The organism is Nocardia sp. NPDC004168 (assembly GCF_040610355.1).
GTDB classification, from domain to species: Bacteria; Actinomycetota; Actinomycetes; order Mycobacteriales; family Mycobacteriaceae; genus Nocardia; species Nocardia sichangensis.
Window position 1 is genome coordinate 163,312 of sequence record NZ_JBEXME010000004.1, and the last position, 18,105, is coordinate 181,416.

Here is an 18,105-nt window from a genome sequence, read left to right on the forward strand (position 1 = left end):
AGCACTCGCGGAATCGCGCTGGCTACGAGCCGAAACTCAATTGATCCCGTCGATCAGCAGTTTCGCAGCCACCGCCGCCCCGTCCGAGCGGATCATGCCGCCCACTTCGTTCGCGCGCGCTCGGGTGGTAGACGCCAATGCGATGTCGAGAGCGGCAGACAATGACGCTGCGCTGGGGTCGGCTTCCGTACACGCCGCGCCGATGCCGAGGTCGACCACCCGGCGTGCCCAGTACGGCTGGTCCATCATCTGGGGTACCACCACTTGCGGGACGCCCGCCCGGGCGGCGGCGGTCGTCGTGCCCGCGCCGCCGTGGTGGATGACGGCGGCGACCCGAGCGAACAGCGCCTGGTGGTTGACCTCGTCGATGGCCATGCAGTCGGGCAGATCGTCGATCAGGGCCAGCTCGGCCCAGCCACTGGAAAGGAGGACTCGGCGGTCGTGGGCGCGGATCGCCTCGATTGCCGCACGGGCGATTCCGCTGCGCATCGGCATACTGCCGAACCCGACATACACCGGGGGTGTGCCCGCGTCCAGGAACGCCGACAAGTCGGTGGGCAAGGCGCGTTCGTCGGGGACGATCCAGGCACCCGTCTGCACCACGTTCAGTTCCGGCGACTGCGGCCATGGACCCAGAACGGGGTCCGCGGCCAGCCACGGACTCTCGGTGATGACGTGGTCGCGTACGTCGGTTACCGGCCCTAGCCCGAGCGCCGCCCGGCCGGTATCGAGCGCGTGGCCGAACTGTGCGTTCCAACCGTGGGTATCGATTTCCCACAGCAGCTGGTTGTCGATCGCCTCCGGTGCGGGTCGATCGCCCGGCAGCGGCATCGGCGGGTGATGTAGCGAGGGCAGACTGGTCGGCTGATAGCTCACATACTGGTAGTGGATGCCGAGCTTCTCGGCGACGGACCGGGCCGCGACCTGTGTCACGCCGGCCGCGACCACGACGTCGCATCCTGCGGCCGCTGTGGCGATCGTGTCGAATTGGATTCTGGGCCAGTCCGTCACATACCGCGACAGCTCGGCCCGCGACGGCCTCCCGGCCCGCGAACCGGCCTTCAGCGGCCCCAGCGGCACTATCGGCACCCCCAGGTCAGCGCAACGCGGGGCGATATCCGGTGGCGCGCACACCCGCACTCGCGCTCCGAATTCCCGCAACCACAGCGCGAGCCCCAACATCGGCTCGCTGTCGCCGCGCGACCCACTCGCCGTCAACAGCACCCGCACGGGTCACCGACGCTCTACAGCTGGATGCACACTGATGCGCCTGGCCCGAACGAAGTCGACGATGCCGCCCATACCGACCATCATCGACCCGGAACACGTTGCCCCCCTGCGCATCCGTTCCCATCCCGGAGAACCTGTGATACGTCACGGCAGCCGTTGCTACGACCGGCTCGACGAGTGAGCAGACGCGCTCGACCATGCGGCCAGGCAGATCACGCTCGCCGAGCAAACAGCGTTCGGCACTTCGCTGGGCGGCCGCTTACTGAGCGACGCACGCGGCCATCCGTGCCCGAAACGCGGTTGGTGCGAACGTTTCCGCGTGGGCGCGGACGATGCGCGGGTCGTAGCGGGCGGCGTCGAAGTCGGCCATCGCCGCGGCCAGGCGGGTGACGACGTCGGGATCGGCGCCCGGAGCGATGTGTTCGCCGGTCGTGCCCGGTCGTACCGTGTCGAGCGCGCCGCCCGCGCCGATGGCGATCACCGGGGTACCGCAGGCCATGGCTTCGACCGGGACGATGCCGAAGTCTTCCACGCCGGGCATGAGCAGGGCGCGGCAGCGTTGGTACATGTCCCGCAGGACGTCGGTAGAGGTGGCGCCCAGAAAAGTTGTCTCGGGTCCGGCGAGGGCTTCGAGCTGAGGCCGGAAACGACCGGCGCCCAGCACGACCAGCCGCACGCCGGCGAGTTGCGCGGCTCGTATGGCGAGATCAGCGCGTTTGTAGGGAACGAGGCGACCGGCGCAGAGAAAGAAGTCCTCCCGGGCACGTGTGGGATCGGGGGTGAAACGGTCGACATCGACGGGGGGATTGATCACGGTGGCGGTCAGGCCCCACCAGTCGCGGATCCGGTCGGCGACGGCGGTCGAGTTGGCGATCACCTGGGTCAGGCGCGGCGCGGCTCGCAGTTCGGTGCGGCGGGCCAGTGCGCCCAGGGCGCCGAGGGCGAACTGGCCGGTCCGTCCGCCGGCTTCGCGGATGCGGAACTCTCGATCCCAGGCCCATCGCGCGGGGCTGTGCACATAGGCGATCACGGGCGCGTCGGTGGCCAACGCGGCCTGAGTGGCGAACGAGTGGTGGCTGACGACCACGGCGTCATAGCCCCGCAACGGCATACGACGCAGGGAACGGGGGACGAACGGCAGCAGAGGGGCGTGCCGACCGCGGGTCACCGTGTGGGCGCGAGAGAGCCAGGTGTCGTGGACATGCCGGACGGGCAGGCGGATTCCGTCCGGCGTGACGATCGGGGCGTAGATGTCCGCACCGGGCCAGGTGCGGGCGAATTCGCCCACGACGGCTTCGGATCCGCCGAATTCGGTGAACCGTTCGTGGACGATGGCGATGCGGGGTGTGGTCATCGAGATGTGCTCGTTTCGATCTGCCGCGGCGCGGCGGTGCGTCGAATCGCGGGAGCGACCGATCGTCCGCGCAGCAGTCCATCGACGTTGCCGCGTTCGAGGGCGGTCCGGTACACCTCGGCCGCGGCCGCGCAAGCCGACAGGGTGGCGGCGATCGCGTCGTGGTCGTGTGCCGCCGAGGTGACGAAGGATTGCCCGAGTACTCCGCGTTGCAGCAGTTCTTGCAGGAACAACGTGCGGAACGCCTGGCATGGGTTCCCGTGGGAATCGAGGGTTTCGAAGATCAGGCAGGAGGAGCGACCGCGGACCCGGAGGTGGTCGCCGATCCCGAGTTCGGTTACCAGCGCGGTGAACCCGGTCGCCAGTGCGGCGCCGGCCGCTTCCATTCGAGCGATCGGATCGCCGGTCCGGTAGGCCGCGGCGACCGCGCGGAAGGCCGCCAGCCCACTGGTTTCCGGCCCGTGCGTGGTGGACAGCAGAAACACGCGGTCGGCGTCGGTGCGCAGACCGCCCCGTTCCAGGTACTCGCGCCGTCCGGCGAGCGCCGATATGGGGAATCCGTTACCCATGGCCTTGCCCCAGCAGGACAGGTCGGGAGTTACGCCGTAGACGGACTGTGCGCCGCCTGCGGCCCAGCGAAATCCGGTGATCATCTCGTCGAACACCAGCAGGGTGCCGTGCCGATCGCACAGGGTGCGCACGGCTTGGAGATAGCCGGGCTCGGGTTCCGCGGTCGCGGTGGCCGCCTCCATGACGACCGCGGCCACGGTGTCGCCCGCCAGGACCGCGGCGAGGGCGTCGACGTCGTTGTAGGGAAACCGGACGGTTTCGGCGCCGACCTGAGCGGGGATGCCCGCCGACATCGGTGTCGTCGCGATGAACCAGTCGTCGACCGAGAAGAACGGCTGCTCGCAGACGGCGATCCGCTGGCGACCGGACACGGCCCTGGCCAGCCGGACGGCGGCGGTGGTGGCATCGGAGCCGTTCTTGGCGAACTTGACCATGTCCGCACCGGGAACCAGGTCCAGGAAGTCCTCGGCCGCGAGCAGTTCCAGTTCGGTCGGCCTGCTGAAGTTCACTCCGTCGGCGATCGTGGTCGTCACGGCGTCGAGAACCGGTGCAAAGGCATGGCCGAGGGTGACCGAACGCAGTCCCATCCCGTATTCGACGTACTGGTTGCCGTCGGCATCCCAGACTCGGCATCCGTTGCCGCGCACCAAAATCGGCGCCATCTGCTCGGGGTATTGATCGGCTCCGCGGGCGTAGGTGTGCGCGCCGCCCGGCACCAGCTCGTGCAGCCGACGCTGCAGCGCATTGCTGCGGGCGAACCCGTGGTGTGGTGGGAGGCCGGGGTGCAGAGTCATCTGGTGCTCCGTATGCGGTTCGGGCAGGATACCGGCGGAAGCCGGTACAGCAGAGCGGTGCCGGTGAAGTGCCGGGCGGGGATACGCTCTGGCGTCGAGGAGGTCGCGGGACGGCCGGAGGTGTTGTGGTCGTGCGCCGGGGCGCGCCCGGTCGCCGAACTCACGGGACCGGCTCCCCACGAACCGGCGCGTCATCCGGGGCAGCCGTGCGGGCCGGATGACTGTACGCCCAGAGGTCGTGATCGCCGCGGGGCCCGAAGACATCGAGGTGCCCGCGCATCCGCCCCTCCTCGGCGAACCCGGCCGCGGCGACCGCAGCCGCCGCGGCGACGTCGGATACGGGGATCGCGATGGCGACGCGGAGAATCTCGAGCTGTTCGGTCGCATGGCGCACCAGCAGGCGGAGCACGCTCGCGCGGGTTTCCGGACGAACCGACGCGTCGGTCCAGACGCTGAGCCGGACATTGCGATCGAACATGTCCAGCCCGTGCAGCCGGGCTTCCCCGACGAATCGGCCGTCGTCGAGAATCGTCAGCGTCAGCCCAGGCCCGGAACGAAGGCCTGCCCTGGCTTCGGCGAGTTCGGCCAGCCAGTGGCGCAGGGAATGTCGGCGCAGCCACGCGGCGGGTGACATGTGCGGATCGCGTGCCAGCGTCGCCCGGTTGCGGATACGGGCCGCGCGGCGCTGCCGGAAATCGGAGACACGGCGTGACCGCACCAGCACCCCGCCGCGGTCATCGGAGTCGGAGAGGGCGACGGCGGCGCTGCCCCGCAACCACCTGAACACCCGGCGCAATCGGGAAAGCTGGTACCGCAGACGCGCGGCTGCGATGCTCACGCGGGGCGGCCCGTGCGGGACAGCGGGGGCGGCGGGCAGTTGCGTCGTCATCGGGTGGAGGCGCTGCCGGGCCAGGTAGACGGCGGTGAAGCCGAGGTCGGGCCGATCGGGGCGGGTCACCGCCCACAGCTCGTGGTCGCGGCGTGCGCCACCGGCATCGAAATAGGTGGTCATCCGGGCTTCGTACCGCAGGCCCGCCGTGGCCGCGGCCTTGGCCGCGGCGATGTTGCCGGGTGCGATCGGTGCGGTGATTCGCATGAGGCCGAGACTGTCGAAACCGAAGTCCGTCATCATGGTCAAGGCAAGAGCGCCGATACCGCCGCGCGCGACGGCGGAGCTGATCCAGATGCCGAGTTCGGCGCTGCCCGCCGCCGCATCGATCGAGGCCAGTTCGATCTGTCCGGCGAACCGCCCGGCCACCTCGATGACCATGCTCACCCGCCGCACGGCGCGTGCCTCGGCCCAGTTGTCCAGGCATTCCCGCACCCAGTGGCGTGCGGTGTGGCGGTCGGGCCAGTCCTGCTCCGAGCTGACCCAGTAGGGTTCCATGATCGCGCGGTCACGGAGCCGGATCCGCCGCCACTCAGCGAAATCGTCGAAGCGCGGCGGCCGCAACCGCACCGGCGTTCCGAGTGGACCGGTGATGGTCGGCTGCGCTTCGATACGGCGGTACTGGCGTCGGGTCATCCGCCGGGACGCTTCCTGCCGAGCGCGACCGTGCCCAGCTTTCCGTCGTCGGAGACCGTGAGCCGCCAGTAGCCGCCGTCGGGCGCCTTGAGCACTGGACCGTTGTCGGCGTGCTCGCAGACCCAGGTTCCGTCGGCGGTCACCGCGGCGCGGACGGCGCCGTCGCTGCTCTGTGCCTGGAACACGTCCGCGCCGTGCGGCCCCGCTTGGGATACCACGGTGCCGGTGAACCGCGGAGTGCGCATGCCCTTGCGGCCGATGACATTCCAGCCGCCCGGAAACGTCTCGACGGGAATGTCGTCGGTGATCCCCGAGATCAATCCGAGCGCAGTGCCTTCCGGACAGCCGACCGGATCCACGCGCACCGGGATGCCCGGCGGCTGCGACTCCGCGTCGAAGATCACGTTCGCCAGATACGGCTGTCGGCAGTAGTTCAGTTCGAGCCCGACCGAACGGGCCGCGACCTTCGCGTTGACCATGCCGAACTGCGCGGGCCCGCCGCGCCCGTTCTCGCCGACCGACACGGCGACGTCGGCTCCTTCGAACCACACGTTGGTCAGCCACCAGTCGTTGGCGGCGCCGTCGACCCGCAGGTGCCGGTGGGTGGTGAGCGGGTTCTGGTCGGAGACGAATTCGACGTTGGTCAGCGCCAGCCCGGCGTTGTGGTCGTTGCCGGTGCCGAGGACGCCGGTGTGATTACTGGTGAACTTCGAGGAGGTGACGTAGTTCTGGATACAGGATGTGGTCAGTCCGATCCCGAAGTTGTTGATGTCGCAGTTGATGAAGGCGGTGCCGCCGGTGTTGTCGCGCAACACGACTCCGCGCTGGGTCAGGTACCGGGGATGGTTGTCGGCGAGGTGGTTGCCGCGCAGTACCACCGCGTCGAAGGAGCAGCGAAAGCATTCCGACAGGTCGACCGCCGTCGAGCCGGGACCTGTCGTGTAGATGCCCAGCCTGGCGAAACGGACCCGGCTGCGCTTGCGCAGCCGCACCAGAGTGCCCTCGCCCGCGTAGACGATCGTGGTGACGTCGGCGCCGTCACCGAGAATCGTGGCGTAGTCCGGCAGATCGGGCATCGACTCGACCCGGTAGTGCCCGGCGGGCAGGTAGAGCACCAGCGGCTCGTCCGGGTCCTTGGCCACGGCTGCGGCCAAAGCCTTGGTGTCGTCGGCGATACCGTCTCCGACGGCTCCGAAGTCCCGGACGTTACGTGCCGCGGGCGCATCGGTGGTCGGCGACCGGAACTGCGGGTCGTCCGGCTCGGCTGTGGTGCAGGCGGCGGTGATCGGAAGTACCGCCGCCGCACCCAAAGTCGCGGCGAGCAAGCGGCGCCGCCGGAGAATGTCGTCGCTCATACCCTCAACCATCCCACCAGTCGGTCCGCCGCCGATCCGGGCGCGTGGTAGCCGACCACGCCGGTCGGCCCGGACGTGCCGAACGCGGTCAGGGCGGTACGCAGCCACGGTTCGGTGAGTCTGCCGAGATCGGCGACGCCGAGGATGGCATCGGACAACGGCGCGACGGCGACCGCGTCGGCGGCACGACTGACCGGTGCGGTCTCGATGATCACGCGGTAATAGCGCTCGCGCAGATCGGCGATGAGATGGGCGAAGTGTTCCGAGGCGATCAGGTCGGACGTATCCGGCTCGATGTGCCCGATCGGCAGCACCGCGACCCCGGTCCCGCCCCAGTCCTCGGTGATCGCCCGGTCCAGCGGTACACCGCCGCGCAGCAGCGTCGTGAGGCCTGGACCGGGCACCGTGCCGGAGCTTCCGTCGCCGGAGGTGTCGGCGTCGACGAGGATCACCGGATGACCGGCATCGGCGAAGGCCAGCGCCAGGGTGTTCGCCACCTTTGATAGTGATCGGTCGGTGAGGCTGGTGCATTCGATGATCTGGGCGCCCCGCAGGTGATTACGCAGTCGCCGGGCCGCCTCGGAGGTGGATTCTCCGTGGTCGAAGGCGGCGACCACCGGGACCGGCGCGACCTCGGCGAGGTTGCTACTGGTGCGAATACGCCGGTCGGTGCGTTCGCGCAGAAATGCGGCCGCGAAGCCGAGCAGCAGTCCACCGAACAAGCCCATGGCGACGAACCGGCTCGTGCCGGGGCCTGCCGGAGCGGCCGGTAACCGGGCACGGTCGACGACCGAGACGCGGGCGGCGGGAGCAGCGCCTGATTCGATGGATTCGAGACTGTCGATTAGAGCCCGGAATTGGGAGACCGTGGCGTCGGTGAGATCACGCGCCCGCTGCGCGGTGGGCGCGGAGACCGCGATCTCCAGGATCGTGCTTGCGGGCGGCGACGAGGCGGTGATCCGCCCGCGGAACTCGTCCGGCGATTCCGTCAGCCCTTGGTCGTGGACGACCCGCTCCGCGACCGCGGCGCTGGTGGCCAGTTCGAGATAGGACCGCACGCGCTGCTGGGCCGCCAGACCGCCCTGGTAGGAGTCGTTGACCGAGGTGCCGGTGGCCATCGAGACGTACATCGTGCTGCTGGCCACGTACGTCACGGCGCGGGAGGAGGCGTACCAGACGCCGGCCACCGTGACGGTCAGCGCGATGGCGGCGATCAGCATCCACCGCCGCCGGACGATATGCCAGATATCGATCAAACCCATGAACTGCGACCTCATGTCTTCGTAACTGCTGAAGCGTGCGCCGGTGACGGGAGCGGCGTCGCGCGGCGGCGGAATTCCGTGACGATCAGATGGACGAACCAGGCGAGCACGGCCGACTGGGCGAACTTGCCGAGATTCTCGAAGCTGCCGAGAATCCCGCGTTCGAACAGGGTGGAGGCGCCGGTGATCGCGAGCCCCAGCACCAGGACCGGGAAGAACCGCGAATACAGTGCGCGCTCCCACGCGAGCAACAGCCCGAAGGTGAACACGACGGCGACGAGCACGCCGACCTCACCGCCGAGCAGATAGCCTTCGTTCACGTTGCCCTCCGCGAGGGACACCGACACGGTGCTCATATCCACCGACGCGCCGCGCACGTCGTTCGCCCAGGCCGTACCGGATTGGAGCTTCTCGATACCGAGTACCTGCGCCGGGATCAGGCTCAGGCTCGCGTGGTGGAGAACCTCGCCGGGCGACAGCCAGCCCCCTGGACCGACGAAGTACGCGTCGGTGGCGGCTTCGAGCAGGTCGAAGCGCCGCAGGATACTCAGGAACGGCCGGACGTTCTCCGGGTAGCGGGAGTCGACGAGGGCCGCGTCCAGCGCGGCCGTGCCGGAGTTCTTGAACGACTGCAGCCAGCCGAATCCGGCGACGCCGAGCACGCCGATCAGCACCACGCCGATCGTGGTGCGCCGGTTCCAGCCGAGCATCGAAAACCGCACGGCCAGCGCGAGTGCGGCGGCGAGGATCGGTGTCTTGGACTGCACGGCCGACGACCAGTACAGCTCGCCCGCGAACAGGGCGCCGAGCACCAGCGCCGTGGTCTGCGGCCGTGCAGGCCGGAGGAAGATGATCATTCCGAGCGCCGCGATCCCTGCGAACGTGGCGACGAAACTGAGCAGGGGGTTGCCGCTGCTGACCTCACCGGCCGCGCCCAGCGATCCGGTGGCCACCGATGCCGCCCGGCCCAACAGTCCGAGCCCGTAGAGCACGATCAGCGTGGGCATCACGCCGGGGTCTTCGACCGCGGCCGGGACGGCGCTCGGGGGGTGCCGCCGCCGCCAGAGCGCGTAACCGATCACCAGTAGCGCGTAACACCACAAGCCGAACACCACGTGGTCGAGCACCAGACCGATCCCGCGGTCGTATCCCAGTCCGGCCAGCCGGGGGTCGGAGATGTTGTCGCCGTAGTGCGGATCGGGCAGCACCGCGAGCAGCACCAGCGGCCGCGCCACGTAGGACAGCGACCAGAACAGGGCCTGCGCGATGAAGAACACGCGGGCGATGCCGGGAACCCACAGCGCGGCCGCCGCAACCGTGACCAGTGCAGCCGCGACGGCGGCTATATCGGTGTAGGCGTTCAGTTCCCGACCTCCGCGGCGAGGCCGACGATCTGCCGGGCGCGATCCACGTAACGATGCCCCTCGGCGGTGATCCGCCGGTGCCCGGCCGCCGCGACCTCGGCCGCGCGCTCCGGGTGGGCGGCCACCCAATCGAGAATCGAGACCAGTTCGTCGGTGCCGTCGAACAGGAAGCACTCGACGGTGTCGCGCAACAGCTCGGCGTGTTCGCCGGTGCGTTCACCGACGAACAATCCACCGGCCGCGGGCACCTCGAAGGTACGGCAGGTGTGGGTGTCGCGGTTGCCGGAGTTGAGCAGCACCAGATTGGCTGTCACCTCGGCGACCGCCGCGGAGTATTCCGGACCGTACACCGCGCCGCCGACGACGGCGCGGGTGGCGCGCAACTCAGGAACCCGGCGCCAGCCGGGGCCGCGGACCAGCAGGCGCGGTCCGTAGCGGCGTGCCAGCGACACCAGTTCGGCGCGTCGGTCGGGTCGGCACACTCCGATGAAGCCGACCAGATGATCACCTGTGCCTCGGCGCGCCGCCGGATGATGCCAGGCCGGGTCGTAGGCGCTGAGCACGAAGCCCGCGGCACGGGCGCCACGCGCCAGCAACTCCGGCACGTTGTGCTGTTTGGTGGTGACGATGAGGTCCCAGCCGGGTTCGGCGGCCAGGTAGGCATCGGTCAGGTTCTCGGGATTGGACACGTCGTCAGGGCTGTAGTGCACATGCAACGCGGCGGGCACGTCGAGCAGTCGCTGCTGGTCCAGATGGATTCCCTTGAACACGAACAGCATCTCGGGCCGGAAGGTGGCAGCGTTTCGTTCGATCTCGGCGTGTACCCGTTCGACTGTGCGCCGGTCGCGTCGGCCGGTCGCCTTCGCGTACACCCACGGCGGCGACAGCCTGGCCGGAAGGGTCACCGGTGTGGAGTCGACCACGAGCACGTCGTGGCCGGCCTGACGGAAGCCGTCGGCCAGCGAACGCGCGTTGCTGCCGAGCCAGTCGTCGCCGACGAACAGAATTCTCATGGTCGGATTTCCTTCCGGGGCACGATCGGCAGCGGCACGGTGTCGGCTTCGGCCCGATCCCGGCGCGTCAGGAAGCGCACCCGCAGCAAATGCCAGGTGGCGACGGTGATTTCGGCCACCAGCAGGCCGTAGACCAGGGTGTGCACCGAGCGGGTCCGCACGGTCAGCACCAGTGCGCCCGCGGCGACGAGAGTCCCCAGCAGCGCGCCGATCAGGACGCCGGTGGTGTCCTGGCGCACCGGCAGGATGGCCGTGGTGATGAAGGAGGTGAGCGTCGTGGCGGGCAGAATCAGCACCTCGATCCGCAACAGGCCGGTGGACGCGGCGAACTCGGTACCGAAGACCAGCCGGATGAGCAGTGGCGCGGCCAGCCAGATGCCGACCGAAGCGAGTGCGGCGACGGCGACGGTCACGGCCAGCGCTTGCAGGCTCTGCCGCCAGAACCCGTGGTCGTCGCCGCGCCGGGCCATCCGTGGCAGCAGCGCGAAGCCGATGGCGTCGAGCAGGGATTGGACCGCGCGCACCAGGCGGTCGCCCGCCGAGTACAGCCCCAGCGAGATGGCGTCGAGCACGGTCGAATACAGCGTCGCCGCGCCCTGGCCGTAGCCGGTGACCAGCAACCGGGAGACGAACACCGGAACGCTGCGGCGCAGCACGACGCCGTAGTAGCGAGGACGAGCAGGCGACCCGTACCGGCGCCAGGCGTCCCACCATGTCAACGCCACCGTCGGCACGGAGGACAGCAGTAAGCACAGCAGGGCGATGTGCGAGTTCGGCAGCTGGGGAAGCAAGCCGACCAGCAGCCCGAGATAGCACAGTCGGCCGATGGTCTGATACGCGGTAGAGGTGCCGAATCGTCCCTCACCGATCAGCAGCCAGTCCTCCGACAGGGACCAGAAGCCACCGACGAACAGCCCGAGCAGCACCATCTGCGCTGCTTCCGGCACGCGCACGGCCGAGGCTACGGCGAGCGCGGCACCGAACAGCGTCGCCGTGGTGAGCCGGATGGCCAGATAGTCGCCGCGCAGCTGGTTGATCTCCCGCAAGCGGGTGTCTTTGCGCGCGTTGATCTCCGGCACGCGGGCGGACAGGAACTGCGTGACTCCCAGATCCACGACAAGCGAACCGATGAAGTAGGCCGACATGCCGATGGCGAGCAAGCCGAGGCCGTTGGCGCCGAGCACCCGGGCGATCAACGGCACGGTCACGACCGTGACGATGTACTGACCGTATCTGCCGAAACTCACCAGGGCGATATCGCCGAGCACCTCGAACCGGCTCGGCTTGCTGTGCGCGCCACCACCTCCCGGCCCGCGCGCCCCGTCGGCGCGCCGGTGCACCCCGCGGGGGCGCGGGGGCAGTTCGACGCGGGGGAAGACGTCGGTGGTGAGCGTGGCCAGGTAATCGGGTTCGGTCACGGCGGCGCCACCTCGTCGAGGAAGCGGGTGACCACATGTGCCGTGGCGCGGATGTCGAAGTCGCGCGCGCGGTCGGCGCCCGCGGCGGCGATCCGGGCGCGTGCGGCCGGATCGCCGAGCAGTTCGGTGAGAGCCGCGGTGAGGGCGGCTTCGTCGCCGGCAGGAACCAATCGGCCGGTACGCCCGTCGTCGATGATCTCGGCCGGGCCGCCGGGCACCGTCGCGATCACCGCGCAGCCCGCGGCCATACCCTCCACGACCACCTGCCCGAACGGCTCGGGCAGCACCGAGCAGTGCACGAGCACGTCGGCCTCGGCGAGGTACCGGTCGGGGTCGTCGACGTGACCGGTGAAGGTCACGGCCAGACCGAGTTCGTCGGCGAGTCGTTCCAAGTACTGCCGAAACGGCTGTTCATCGAAGAACGTGCCGCCGACGAGGTACACCGCAGCAGGCCGGGTCGGCACCGCCGCCAGGGCTCGCAGGAATACGTCCTGGCCTTTCCAGGGGCTCAACCGTCCCACGACGACTACGACCGCGTCGGCGGCCGCGCGTCCGCGCGGCGACGGCGGCGCTGCAGGCAGGGCGACGCCCGGATAGGCGACGGCCGCCGGGATACGCGCGGGCAGCGTGGCACGGGTGCCGTGACTGTTGGCGAGCAGTCCCCGGCAGACCAGGGCGGCCAGCAGCCGGATCGTGGTGGCCGGGAGCAAGCCGAAGTAGTCCCGGGACACCCGGTCGTGGACCTGCCAGACGAGCGGCACCCGCGCGCGGCGGGCCGCGACCGCCCCCAGCACGAGCGCTTTGCTGCTCTCCGCGACCAATACCCGAGCGCGCAGCTCGCGGACCGCGCCACCGACCGTCCAGCCCAGCCGCAGCAGCGCGAGAAACCCGGTGATCAGCCGCAACGGGCCGGATGCGGTGGTCATCGCCCGGCTGTCGAATCGGCCTGTCACGACACGAGTCTCGATCCCCGCGTCGCGGGCACGAGCCATCACCGGGCCGTCCTCGGTGCACACCAGCGCCACTTCGGTGCCCTGCGTCCGCAGTGTGCGCAGCAGCCGCAGGGTGGCCAATTCGGCTCCGGAGGGCGCGGCGGTATGGCCGAGGAAGACGGCGGGTCCGCTCATACGAGCTCCCGGTACAGCGCCGCGTGCCGCCGGGCGGCGACATGCCAGCTGAAAGTCTCCGCGTGGGCGCGGCATTGCGCCGGTGTGGGCCGACAGCCCGCGATCGCCGCGCTGATCCGAGCCGCGAGCGCGGTGGGGTCGCCGGGCGGCACGATCAGCGACGGATCCAGGCCCTGCACGGCGTCGGGCAAACCACCGCACCGGGTGACCACCGGCGCCCGGCCCGCGGCGAGCGACTCGAGGGCGATCAGGCCGAATCCCTCCAGGGCTACGGTCGGCACCACCGTGAGTGCGGCGGAGGTGTAGCGGGCGGCCAGCTCATGGTCGGGAATCCGGCCGGTGAACTCGACGCTGCCGTCGAGCCCACCCTCGGTGGCTGCGCGCCGGAGATCCGCCTCGGCGCTGCCGGTCCCGACGATGACCAGACGAGCCTCCGGGTGTTCGGCGAGCACCCCGGGCCAGGCGCGCAGCAACACATCGATCCCCATCCGGCGCTCCAGCCGACGCACACAGAGCACGACCGGCGCAGACGCGGGGACCGGGGCGGGGCGGAACCGGGTGAGATCGACCCCGGGCGCGATCACCTCGATGCGATCGGGCGCGATGCGGTAATCGTCACACAGCACGTTGCGGAAGTGTTCCGAGAGCACAACGAAACGATCCGCGCAAACGTATCGCATACGCTCGATGAGGTATTTGGCGAAGGCTGCGACGGGATGCTGTCCGTGCATTCGACTTTCCGCCGCCCACGGGCCGTGGAAATGAACGACAAGTGGTAGCCGGCGACCACGCCGGTCCCTGGCGGCCGGGCCGTAGAGGCAGAAGTGGCGATCCACCACCGTGCCGGGGTCCAATGCGTCGCGAGCGCAGAACGCGGTGCGGGCGCGGCGCAGGGTCGACCCGCCGACCGGCCCCCAGGATCGCGCCCCGGCATGCATCCGGTCGGGCAGGCCGAAAGCGGCGGCCGACATCGAAATCCCTGGTATATCCGATAAAGCGCCGTGTAAGTCCGTGAAATATCGGCCCAGCCCGCCGGGCGCGGCGCCGAACCATTCCGATCCGGTCATGTGCACCTTCACCGCGCCGGACGCACTCGTCATGACCCGATCCCTTCGTCCCGTTCGCCGCACCGTGAAGTCGTCTGCCGAACTCGTTCACGGCCGGAAAGTATAAGGCTGCACGCCGGATTCATCCTGGTCGCGCAGAGGTGCGGTAACTGATATCCAGCACTGGGAATTCCGAATGCAGATGCCAACTCGCGGTGAAATGTGGCATAGTTTCGGCAATTACGAGGCAATGTCCGATCGCGATTCTGGCAAAGGGGCGGCTTGGGATGCGGAAACTGTCGGTGTGCGTGCCGGCCTACAACGCGGAACGAACTCTGTCCGCGACCCTGGACTCGGTGCTGGCCCAAGATCTCGATTTCGAAGTCGTGATCCTCGACAACGCGAGCACCGACCGCACCGGTGACATCGCGCGAGCGCGGCGCGATCCGCGCGTGCGTGTGCTGCGCAACGATCGGGTACTGCCGATCGGCGCCAATTGGGACCGGGCGATCCGGGAATCCACCGGGGACCTCGTGAAGGTGGTCTGCGCCGACGACATCCTGCGTCCCGGCGCCCTCACCGCGCAGTCGGCGGAGTTCGACGACGACGCGATCGCGTTGTGCGCGGGCAGGTTCGACGTGATCGACGAGTCCGGCGACATGCTCGAGACGGGGCTTGGGCTGCCGCAGCTGGTCGGCAGGCACGGCAGCCGCCATCTGGCCCGGATGATCGTGCGTCGCGGACCGGCCGACTTCGGCCCGACCGCGGCCGCCATGTTCCGGCGTACCGACTACGACGCCGTCGGCGGACTGCGCGGCGACCTGGTGTTTCCGATGGATGTGGACCTGTTCGCCCGCGTCGGCAGCCGCGGCGCTTTCGTCGGGCTCGGCGACATCGTTGCCGCGTGGCGGAACTCGTCGTTCAACCTGTGCAGTCGCACCTCGACCCGTAGCAAGCTCACCGAGCAGCTGCGATTCCATCATCGCCTGGGCGCCGATCACCCGGATCTCGTGCGTCCGGCCGACGTGCTGGCCGGTGATCTGCGTCTGGTCCGGGCGTTGGGGACGCGGCTGCGGGTGCGAGCGCGGGCCACGGTAGGCCGCTGAGCACGATCGCGGTTGCTTCTGTCCGGTAGGGTCCACTGTCGATCACACCGTCGAGCTCGTGCCGTCGACAGCGGCGGTGCCGCCGCACATCGGCAAGACAGCCACGATAATCAGCGCAGTGGCCGGTGCGACCGAGTCAGCCGGCCAGTGCAGCCGGTGTCGGCGCATCCGAGGGGTGGTGTTCATCGGTACGGCTGTCCTTCGCTCGTGAACTGCTGGCCGGGGGCGGCCCAGGGGGTGTGGCGGTCGTCCACACCTCCTTTTCTGGGTCCGCGGGGATCGTCGAGGAACCAGCGACCGTCGAGTTCCGGAAGTCCGGACGACACTTCACCCAGCAGGTCGGGCAGCGTCAACAGCACCCGGTCGGGTGCTGCCTCGATCAGCTCCCGTGGGCTGATGATCGGGATGTCGGTGCCGGGCATTCGGCGTCCCCGCTTGGCGGGCGCGACGTCGGCGACGCCTGCGACAAGCCCCTGGTGCGCACCAGCCAGCGACAGCAGGGCAACCGCCCGGGACGCCGCCCCGTAGGCATAGACTCGCTGCCCGGCCGCGGCCGCATCGATCAGCCAGGTCCGCAGCGCGCGCACGTGATCGTCCACGAACCGCTGTAGCAGGCGCAGCGATTCCGGGGTGATGATCTCGCGTTCGCGGGACAGGATCTCGCGCACGGTGCGGTCGGGCGCTGCGGGCCCGCGTCGAGCTGCCACCAGCACCGTCCCGCCGTAGAGGTCGAACTCCCACGCGGTGGTCACGCTCATGCCCGCGCCGGTGAGCGCCAGGCTCAGCGCATGCAGGGAGTAGTACGCGAAATGCCCGTGGCGCAACGCGTTCCACTGCCGCTGTGCCACGATGGCGGCGAGCGAGTGGTACTGCAACAGCAACAATCCGCCCGGGGCGACGGCCGCGGCGCGGGCGGCGAAGGCTGCACGCTGGTCGGGTTCGTGCATGATGCCGAAACAGTCCAGGACCAGCTCCGCCTGCGCGGCGTCGGCTTCCGCCCAGCCACGCTCGGCCAGCAACGGCAGCCACGAACCACCGTGCGGGCTGCCGAATTCGATGACCGTGTTGCCGCGCAGCAGGCCGGCCGCGTCGACCCGCGCAATCGCGTCAGCGGCCTGATCACGGAGAGCCTGCGGCTCCACTCCGCGGGGTTCGGACCCCACGGTGTCGTCTTCGGCGAGTTGTGCCAGCTCGCATCGCGCACACCGCACCATCCGCAGCTGATGCGTGGTCTCCGCCGGCGTCACCGGTCGTGCCGCGGGCGGGAAATCATCGGCCGCGGGCACCGTCCCGAGATCCAGGACGGTGTGCAGAACGGCGCCGGAGCAGGCGCGGCAGCGGCCGGTCATGACACGATGCCGGTGTGCGTATCGAGCAGACCGACCTGGCCGACGTGGTGGTGCTGATCCCAGCGCCCGTCCGGGACGACCGGGGCCTTTTCACCCGGACCTTCGATGCCGCCGAATTCGACTCTCACCTGGGGATTCCAGGAATTTCCGCCAGTTTTGTGCAGGACTCGCAGTCCCGGTCGCGCCGGGGGGTGGTGCGCGGCATGCACGGCCGATCCGGGCGCGGCGAGGCCAAGCTGGTCCGCTGCGCACACGGCGCGGTGCACGACGTGCTGGTCGATATCCGGCCGTCGTCGCCGACGTTCGGCCGGACGCAGGCGTTCCGGCTCGACGACGAGGAGTTCCGGCACCTGTACGTGCCGCCGGGATTCCTGCACGGATTCCAAGCGCTCACCGACACCGCCGACGTGTGCTACCGCATCGATCGGCCGCACGATCCCGCCGAGGATCTCGGCGTCGCCTTCGATGATCCGGACTTGGCGATCGCCTGGCCGCTGCCGGTGACGGTGATGTCGGATCGCGACGCGAACGCGGGACGATGGGAGCATCTGCGGGCTACCCTGTCGCCGGCGCGGTGACCGCACACAGCCGCGGGTCCAGCGCGCCGGACGCGCGCAGCCGCTGGAGCCACGTGAGTCGCGTGAATCGCTGGAAGAAGGCGTCCTGGGTGAGGCCGCGTTCGGTGTACTCACGGTAGAGTTCGGCGGCGCCGTCGGGCACCGACCACTGCGCCTCGAACCCGAGCACCGCGCGAGCGGCGGAGAAGTCGACCCGGTAGGAGCGTGGGTCGGCCCCGGTCTCGCCGGTGACCAGCAGCCGCGACCCCGGCACGGTAGCTACCACCGACTCGGCGATCTCGGCAACGGTGAGGTTGTTTCGCTCGGTCCCGATGTTGAACGCCCGGCCGGCGACGGCCGATGCCGGTGCGGTGAGGCAGCGTTCGAAGGCTGCCGCGATGTCGCGGGCGTGGACCAGCGGCCGCCAGGGCGTGCCGTCGGAGAGCACCTTGACCACACCGGTGAGGACGGCGTGACCGACGAGATTGTTGAGCACGATGTCAGCGCGGGGGCGAGGCGAGAATCCGAACGCGGTGGCGTTGCGCAGGAACACCGGAACGAAGTGGTCGTCGGCCAGCGCCGCGACGTCGTCTTCGACCCGCACCTTCGACTCGGCATACGGGGTGATCGGCCGCAGCGGCGCCGACTCGGTCACCAGCTCGTCTCCGGCGGCCCCGTACACCGAGCAGGTGGAGGCGTACAGGAACCGTGACACACCGGCTTCTTTCGCGAGCCGAGCCAGACGCACCGAGGCGCGATGGTTGATCTCGTGGGTGACTTCCGGCGCGAGCGCGCCCAAAGGATCATTGGACAGCGCGGCGAGATGGACGACCGCATCGATGCCGCGAAGGTCTTCGATCCCCACCGATCGCAGATCGAGGCGCAGGCCCACCGGGTCACCGGCGAACTCGCCGAGCAGGCAGTCGGCGAACCACCCGGTGTCGAGCCCGATGACCTCGTGCCCGGCGGCCCGCAGTATCGGGACCATGACGGTGCCCAGGTATCCCTGATGCCCGGTGACCAGGACTCGCATCG

15 protein-coding genes are annotated in these 18,105 nt (G+C 69.6%); 2 read left to right on the forward strand and 13 right to left on the reverse strand.

The window, feature by feature from the left end:
- Positions 1-36 precede the first annotated feature (36 nt).
- The 11 genes from ABZW96_RS10170 to ABZW96_RS10220 form a co-directional block, all read right to left on the reverse strand.
- Positions 37-1,230: a glycosyltransferase gene (locus ABZW96_RS10170; protein WP_355073229.1), complete on the reverse strand. Its 1,194-nt coding sequence runs from the start codon at positions 1,228-1,230 to the stop codon at positions 37-39.
- A gap of 259 nt (positions 1,231-1,489) precedes the next feature.
- Complete coding sequence (locus ABZW96_RS10175; RefSeq protein WP_355073231.1) at positions 1,490-2,584, reverse strand: glycosyltransferase; 1,095 nt, start codon at positions 2,582-2,584, stop codon at positions 1,490-1,492.
- Positions 2,581-3,948, reverse strand: a complete 1,368-nt coding sequence (locus ABZW96_RS10180; RefSeq protein ID WP_355073233.1) for a glutamate-1-semialdehyde 2,1-aminomutase — start codon at positions 3,946-3,948, stop codon at positions 2,581-2,583. Before ABZW96_RS10180 ends, ABZW96_RS10175 begins: the two co-directional genes overlap by 4 nt.
- Before the next feature lie 160 nt (positions 3,949-4,108).
- The gene (locus tag ABZW96_RS10185; protein ID WP_355073234.1) at positions 4,109-5,473 is read right to left on the reverse strand and encodes a GNAT family protein; all 1,365 of its coding nucleotides are present in this window, start codon (positions 5,471-5,473) and stop codon (positions 4,109-4,111) included.
- Positions 5,470-6,828 carry a glycosyl hydrolase family 28-related protein gene (locus ABZW96_RS10190; protein WP_355073235.1) on the reverse strand — a complete coding sequence of 453 codons (1,359 nt, stop codon included), beginning with the start codon at positions 6,826-6,828 and terminating at the stop codon, positions 5,470-5,472. The genes ABZW96_RS10185 and ABZW96_RS10190 overlap by 4 nt, the downstream gene beginning before the upstream one ends.
- Entirely contained in the window at positions 6,825-8,090 is a 1,266-nt protein-coding gene (locus ABZW96_RS10195) for a Wzz/FepE/Etk N-terminal domain-containing protein (protein ID WP_355073237.1), read from the reverse strand. Before ABZW96_RS10195 ends, ABZW96_RS10190 begins: the two co-directional genes overlap by 4 nt.
- Before the next feature lie 11 nt (positions 8,091-8,101).
- Complete coding sequence (locus tag ABZW96_RS10200; RefSeq protein WP_355073238.1) at positions 8,102-9,367, reverse strand: hypothetical protein; 1,266 nt, start codon at positions 9,365-9,367, stop codon at positions 8,102-8,104.
- A gap of 83 nt (positions 9,368-9,450) precedes the next feature.
- A complete protein-coding gene (locus tag ABZW96_RS10205) occupies positions 9,451-10,467 on the reverse strand; it encodes a glycosyltransferase (RefSeq protein WP_355073240.1) in 1,017 nt (338 codons plus the stop codon).
- Positions 10,464-11,735, reverse strand: a complete 1,272-nt coding sequence (locus ABZW96_RS10210) for an oligosaccharide flippase family protein (protein WP_355073751.1) — start codon at positions 11,733-11,735, stop codon at positions 10,464-10,466. The genes ABZW96_RS10205 and ABZW96_RS10210 overlap by 4 nt, the downstream gene beginning before the upstream one ends.
- A 146-nt stretch (positions 11,736-11,881) precedes the next feature.
- Complete coding sequence (locus ABZW96_RS10215) at positions 11,882-13,012, reverse strand: glycosyltransferase family 4 protein (RefSeq protein WP_355073241.1); 1,131 nt, start codon at positions 13,010-13,012, stop codon at positions 11,882-11,884.
- Positions 13,009-14,085, reverse strand: coding sequence for a glycosyltransferase family 4 protein (locus ABZW96_RS10220; RefSeq protein WP_355073752.1), 1,077 nt, complete (start codon positions 14,083-14,085; stop codon positions 13,009-13,011). The genes ABZW96_RS10215 and ABZW96_RS10220 overlap by 4 nt, the downstream gene beginning before the upstream one ends.
- Positions 14,086-14,345: 260 nt before the next feature.
- Here ABZW96_RS10220 and ABZW96_RS10225 point away from each other — a divergent pair, with 260 nt between their 5' ends.
- Positions 14,346-15,164 (forward strand): glycosyltransferase family 2 protein, encoded by an 819-nt coding sequence (locus tag ABZW96_RS10225; RefSeq protein ID WP_355073243.1) that lies wholly within the window; start codon positions 14,346-14,348, stop codon positions 15,162-15,164.
- A gap of 182 nt (positions 15,165-15,346) precedes the next feature.
- On the opposite strand, the gene ABZW96_RS10230 is transcribed toward ABZW96_RS10225, so the two are convergent.
- A complete protein-coding gene (locus tag ABZW96_RS10230) occupies positions 15,347-16,513 on the reverse strand; it encodes a class I SAM-dependent methyltransferase (protein WP_355073244.1) in 1,167 nt (388 codons plus the stop codon).
- 14 nt (positions 16,514-16,527) lie between these two features.
- On the opposite strand from ABZW96_RS10230, the gene rfbC reads away from it, so the two are divergent.
- Complete coding sequence (rfbC, locus tag ABZW96_RS10235) at positions 16,528-17,091, forward strand: dTDP-4-dehydrorhamnose 3,5-epimerase (protein WP_355073246.1); 564 nt, start codon at positions 16,528-16,530, stop codon at positions 17,089-17,091.
- On the opposite strand, the gene ABZW96_RS10240 is transcribed toward rfbC, so the two are convergent.
- A complete protein-coding gene (locus ABZW96_RS10240; protein WP_355073754.1) occupies positions 17,069-18,103 on the reverse strand; it encodes an SDR family oxidoreductase in 1,035 nt (344 codons plus the stop codon). The genes rfbC and ABZW96_RS10240 overlap by 23 nt on opposite strands.
- Between the last annotated feature and the right edge of the window lie 2 nt (positions 18,104-18,105).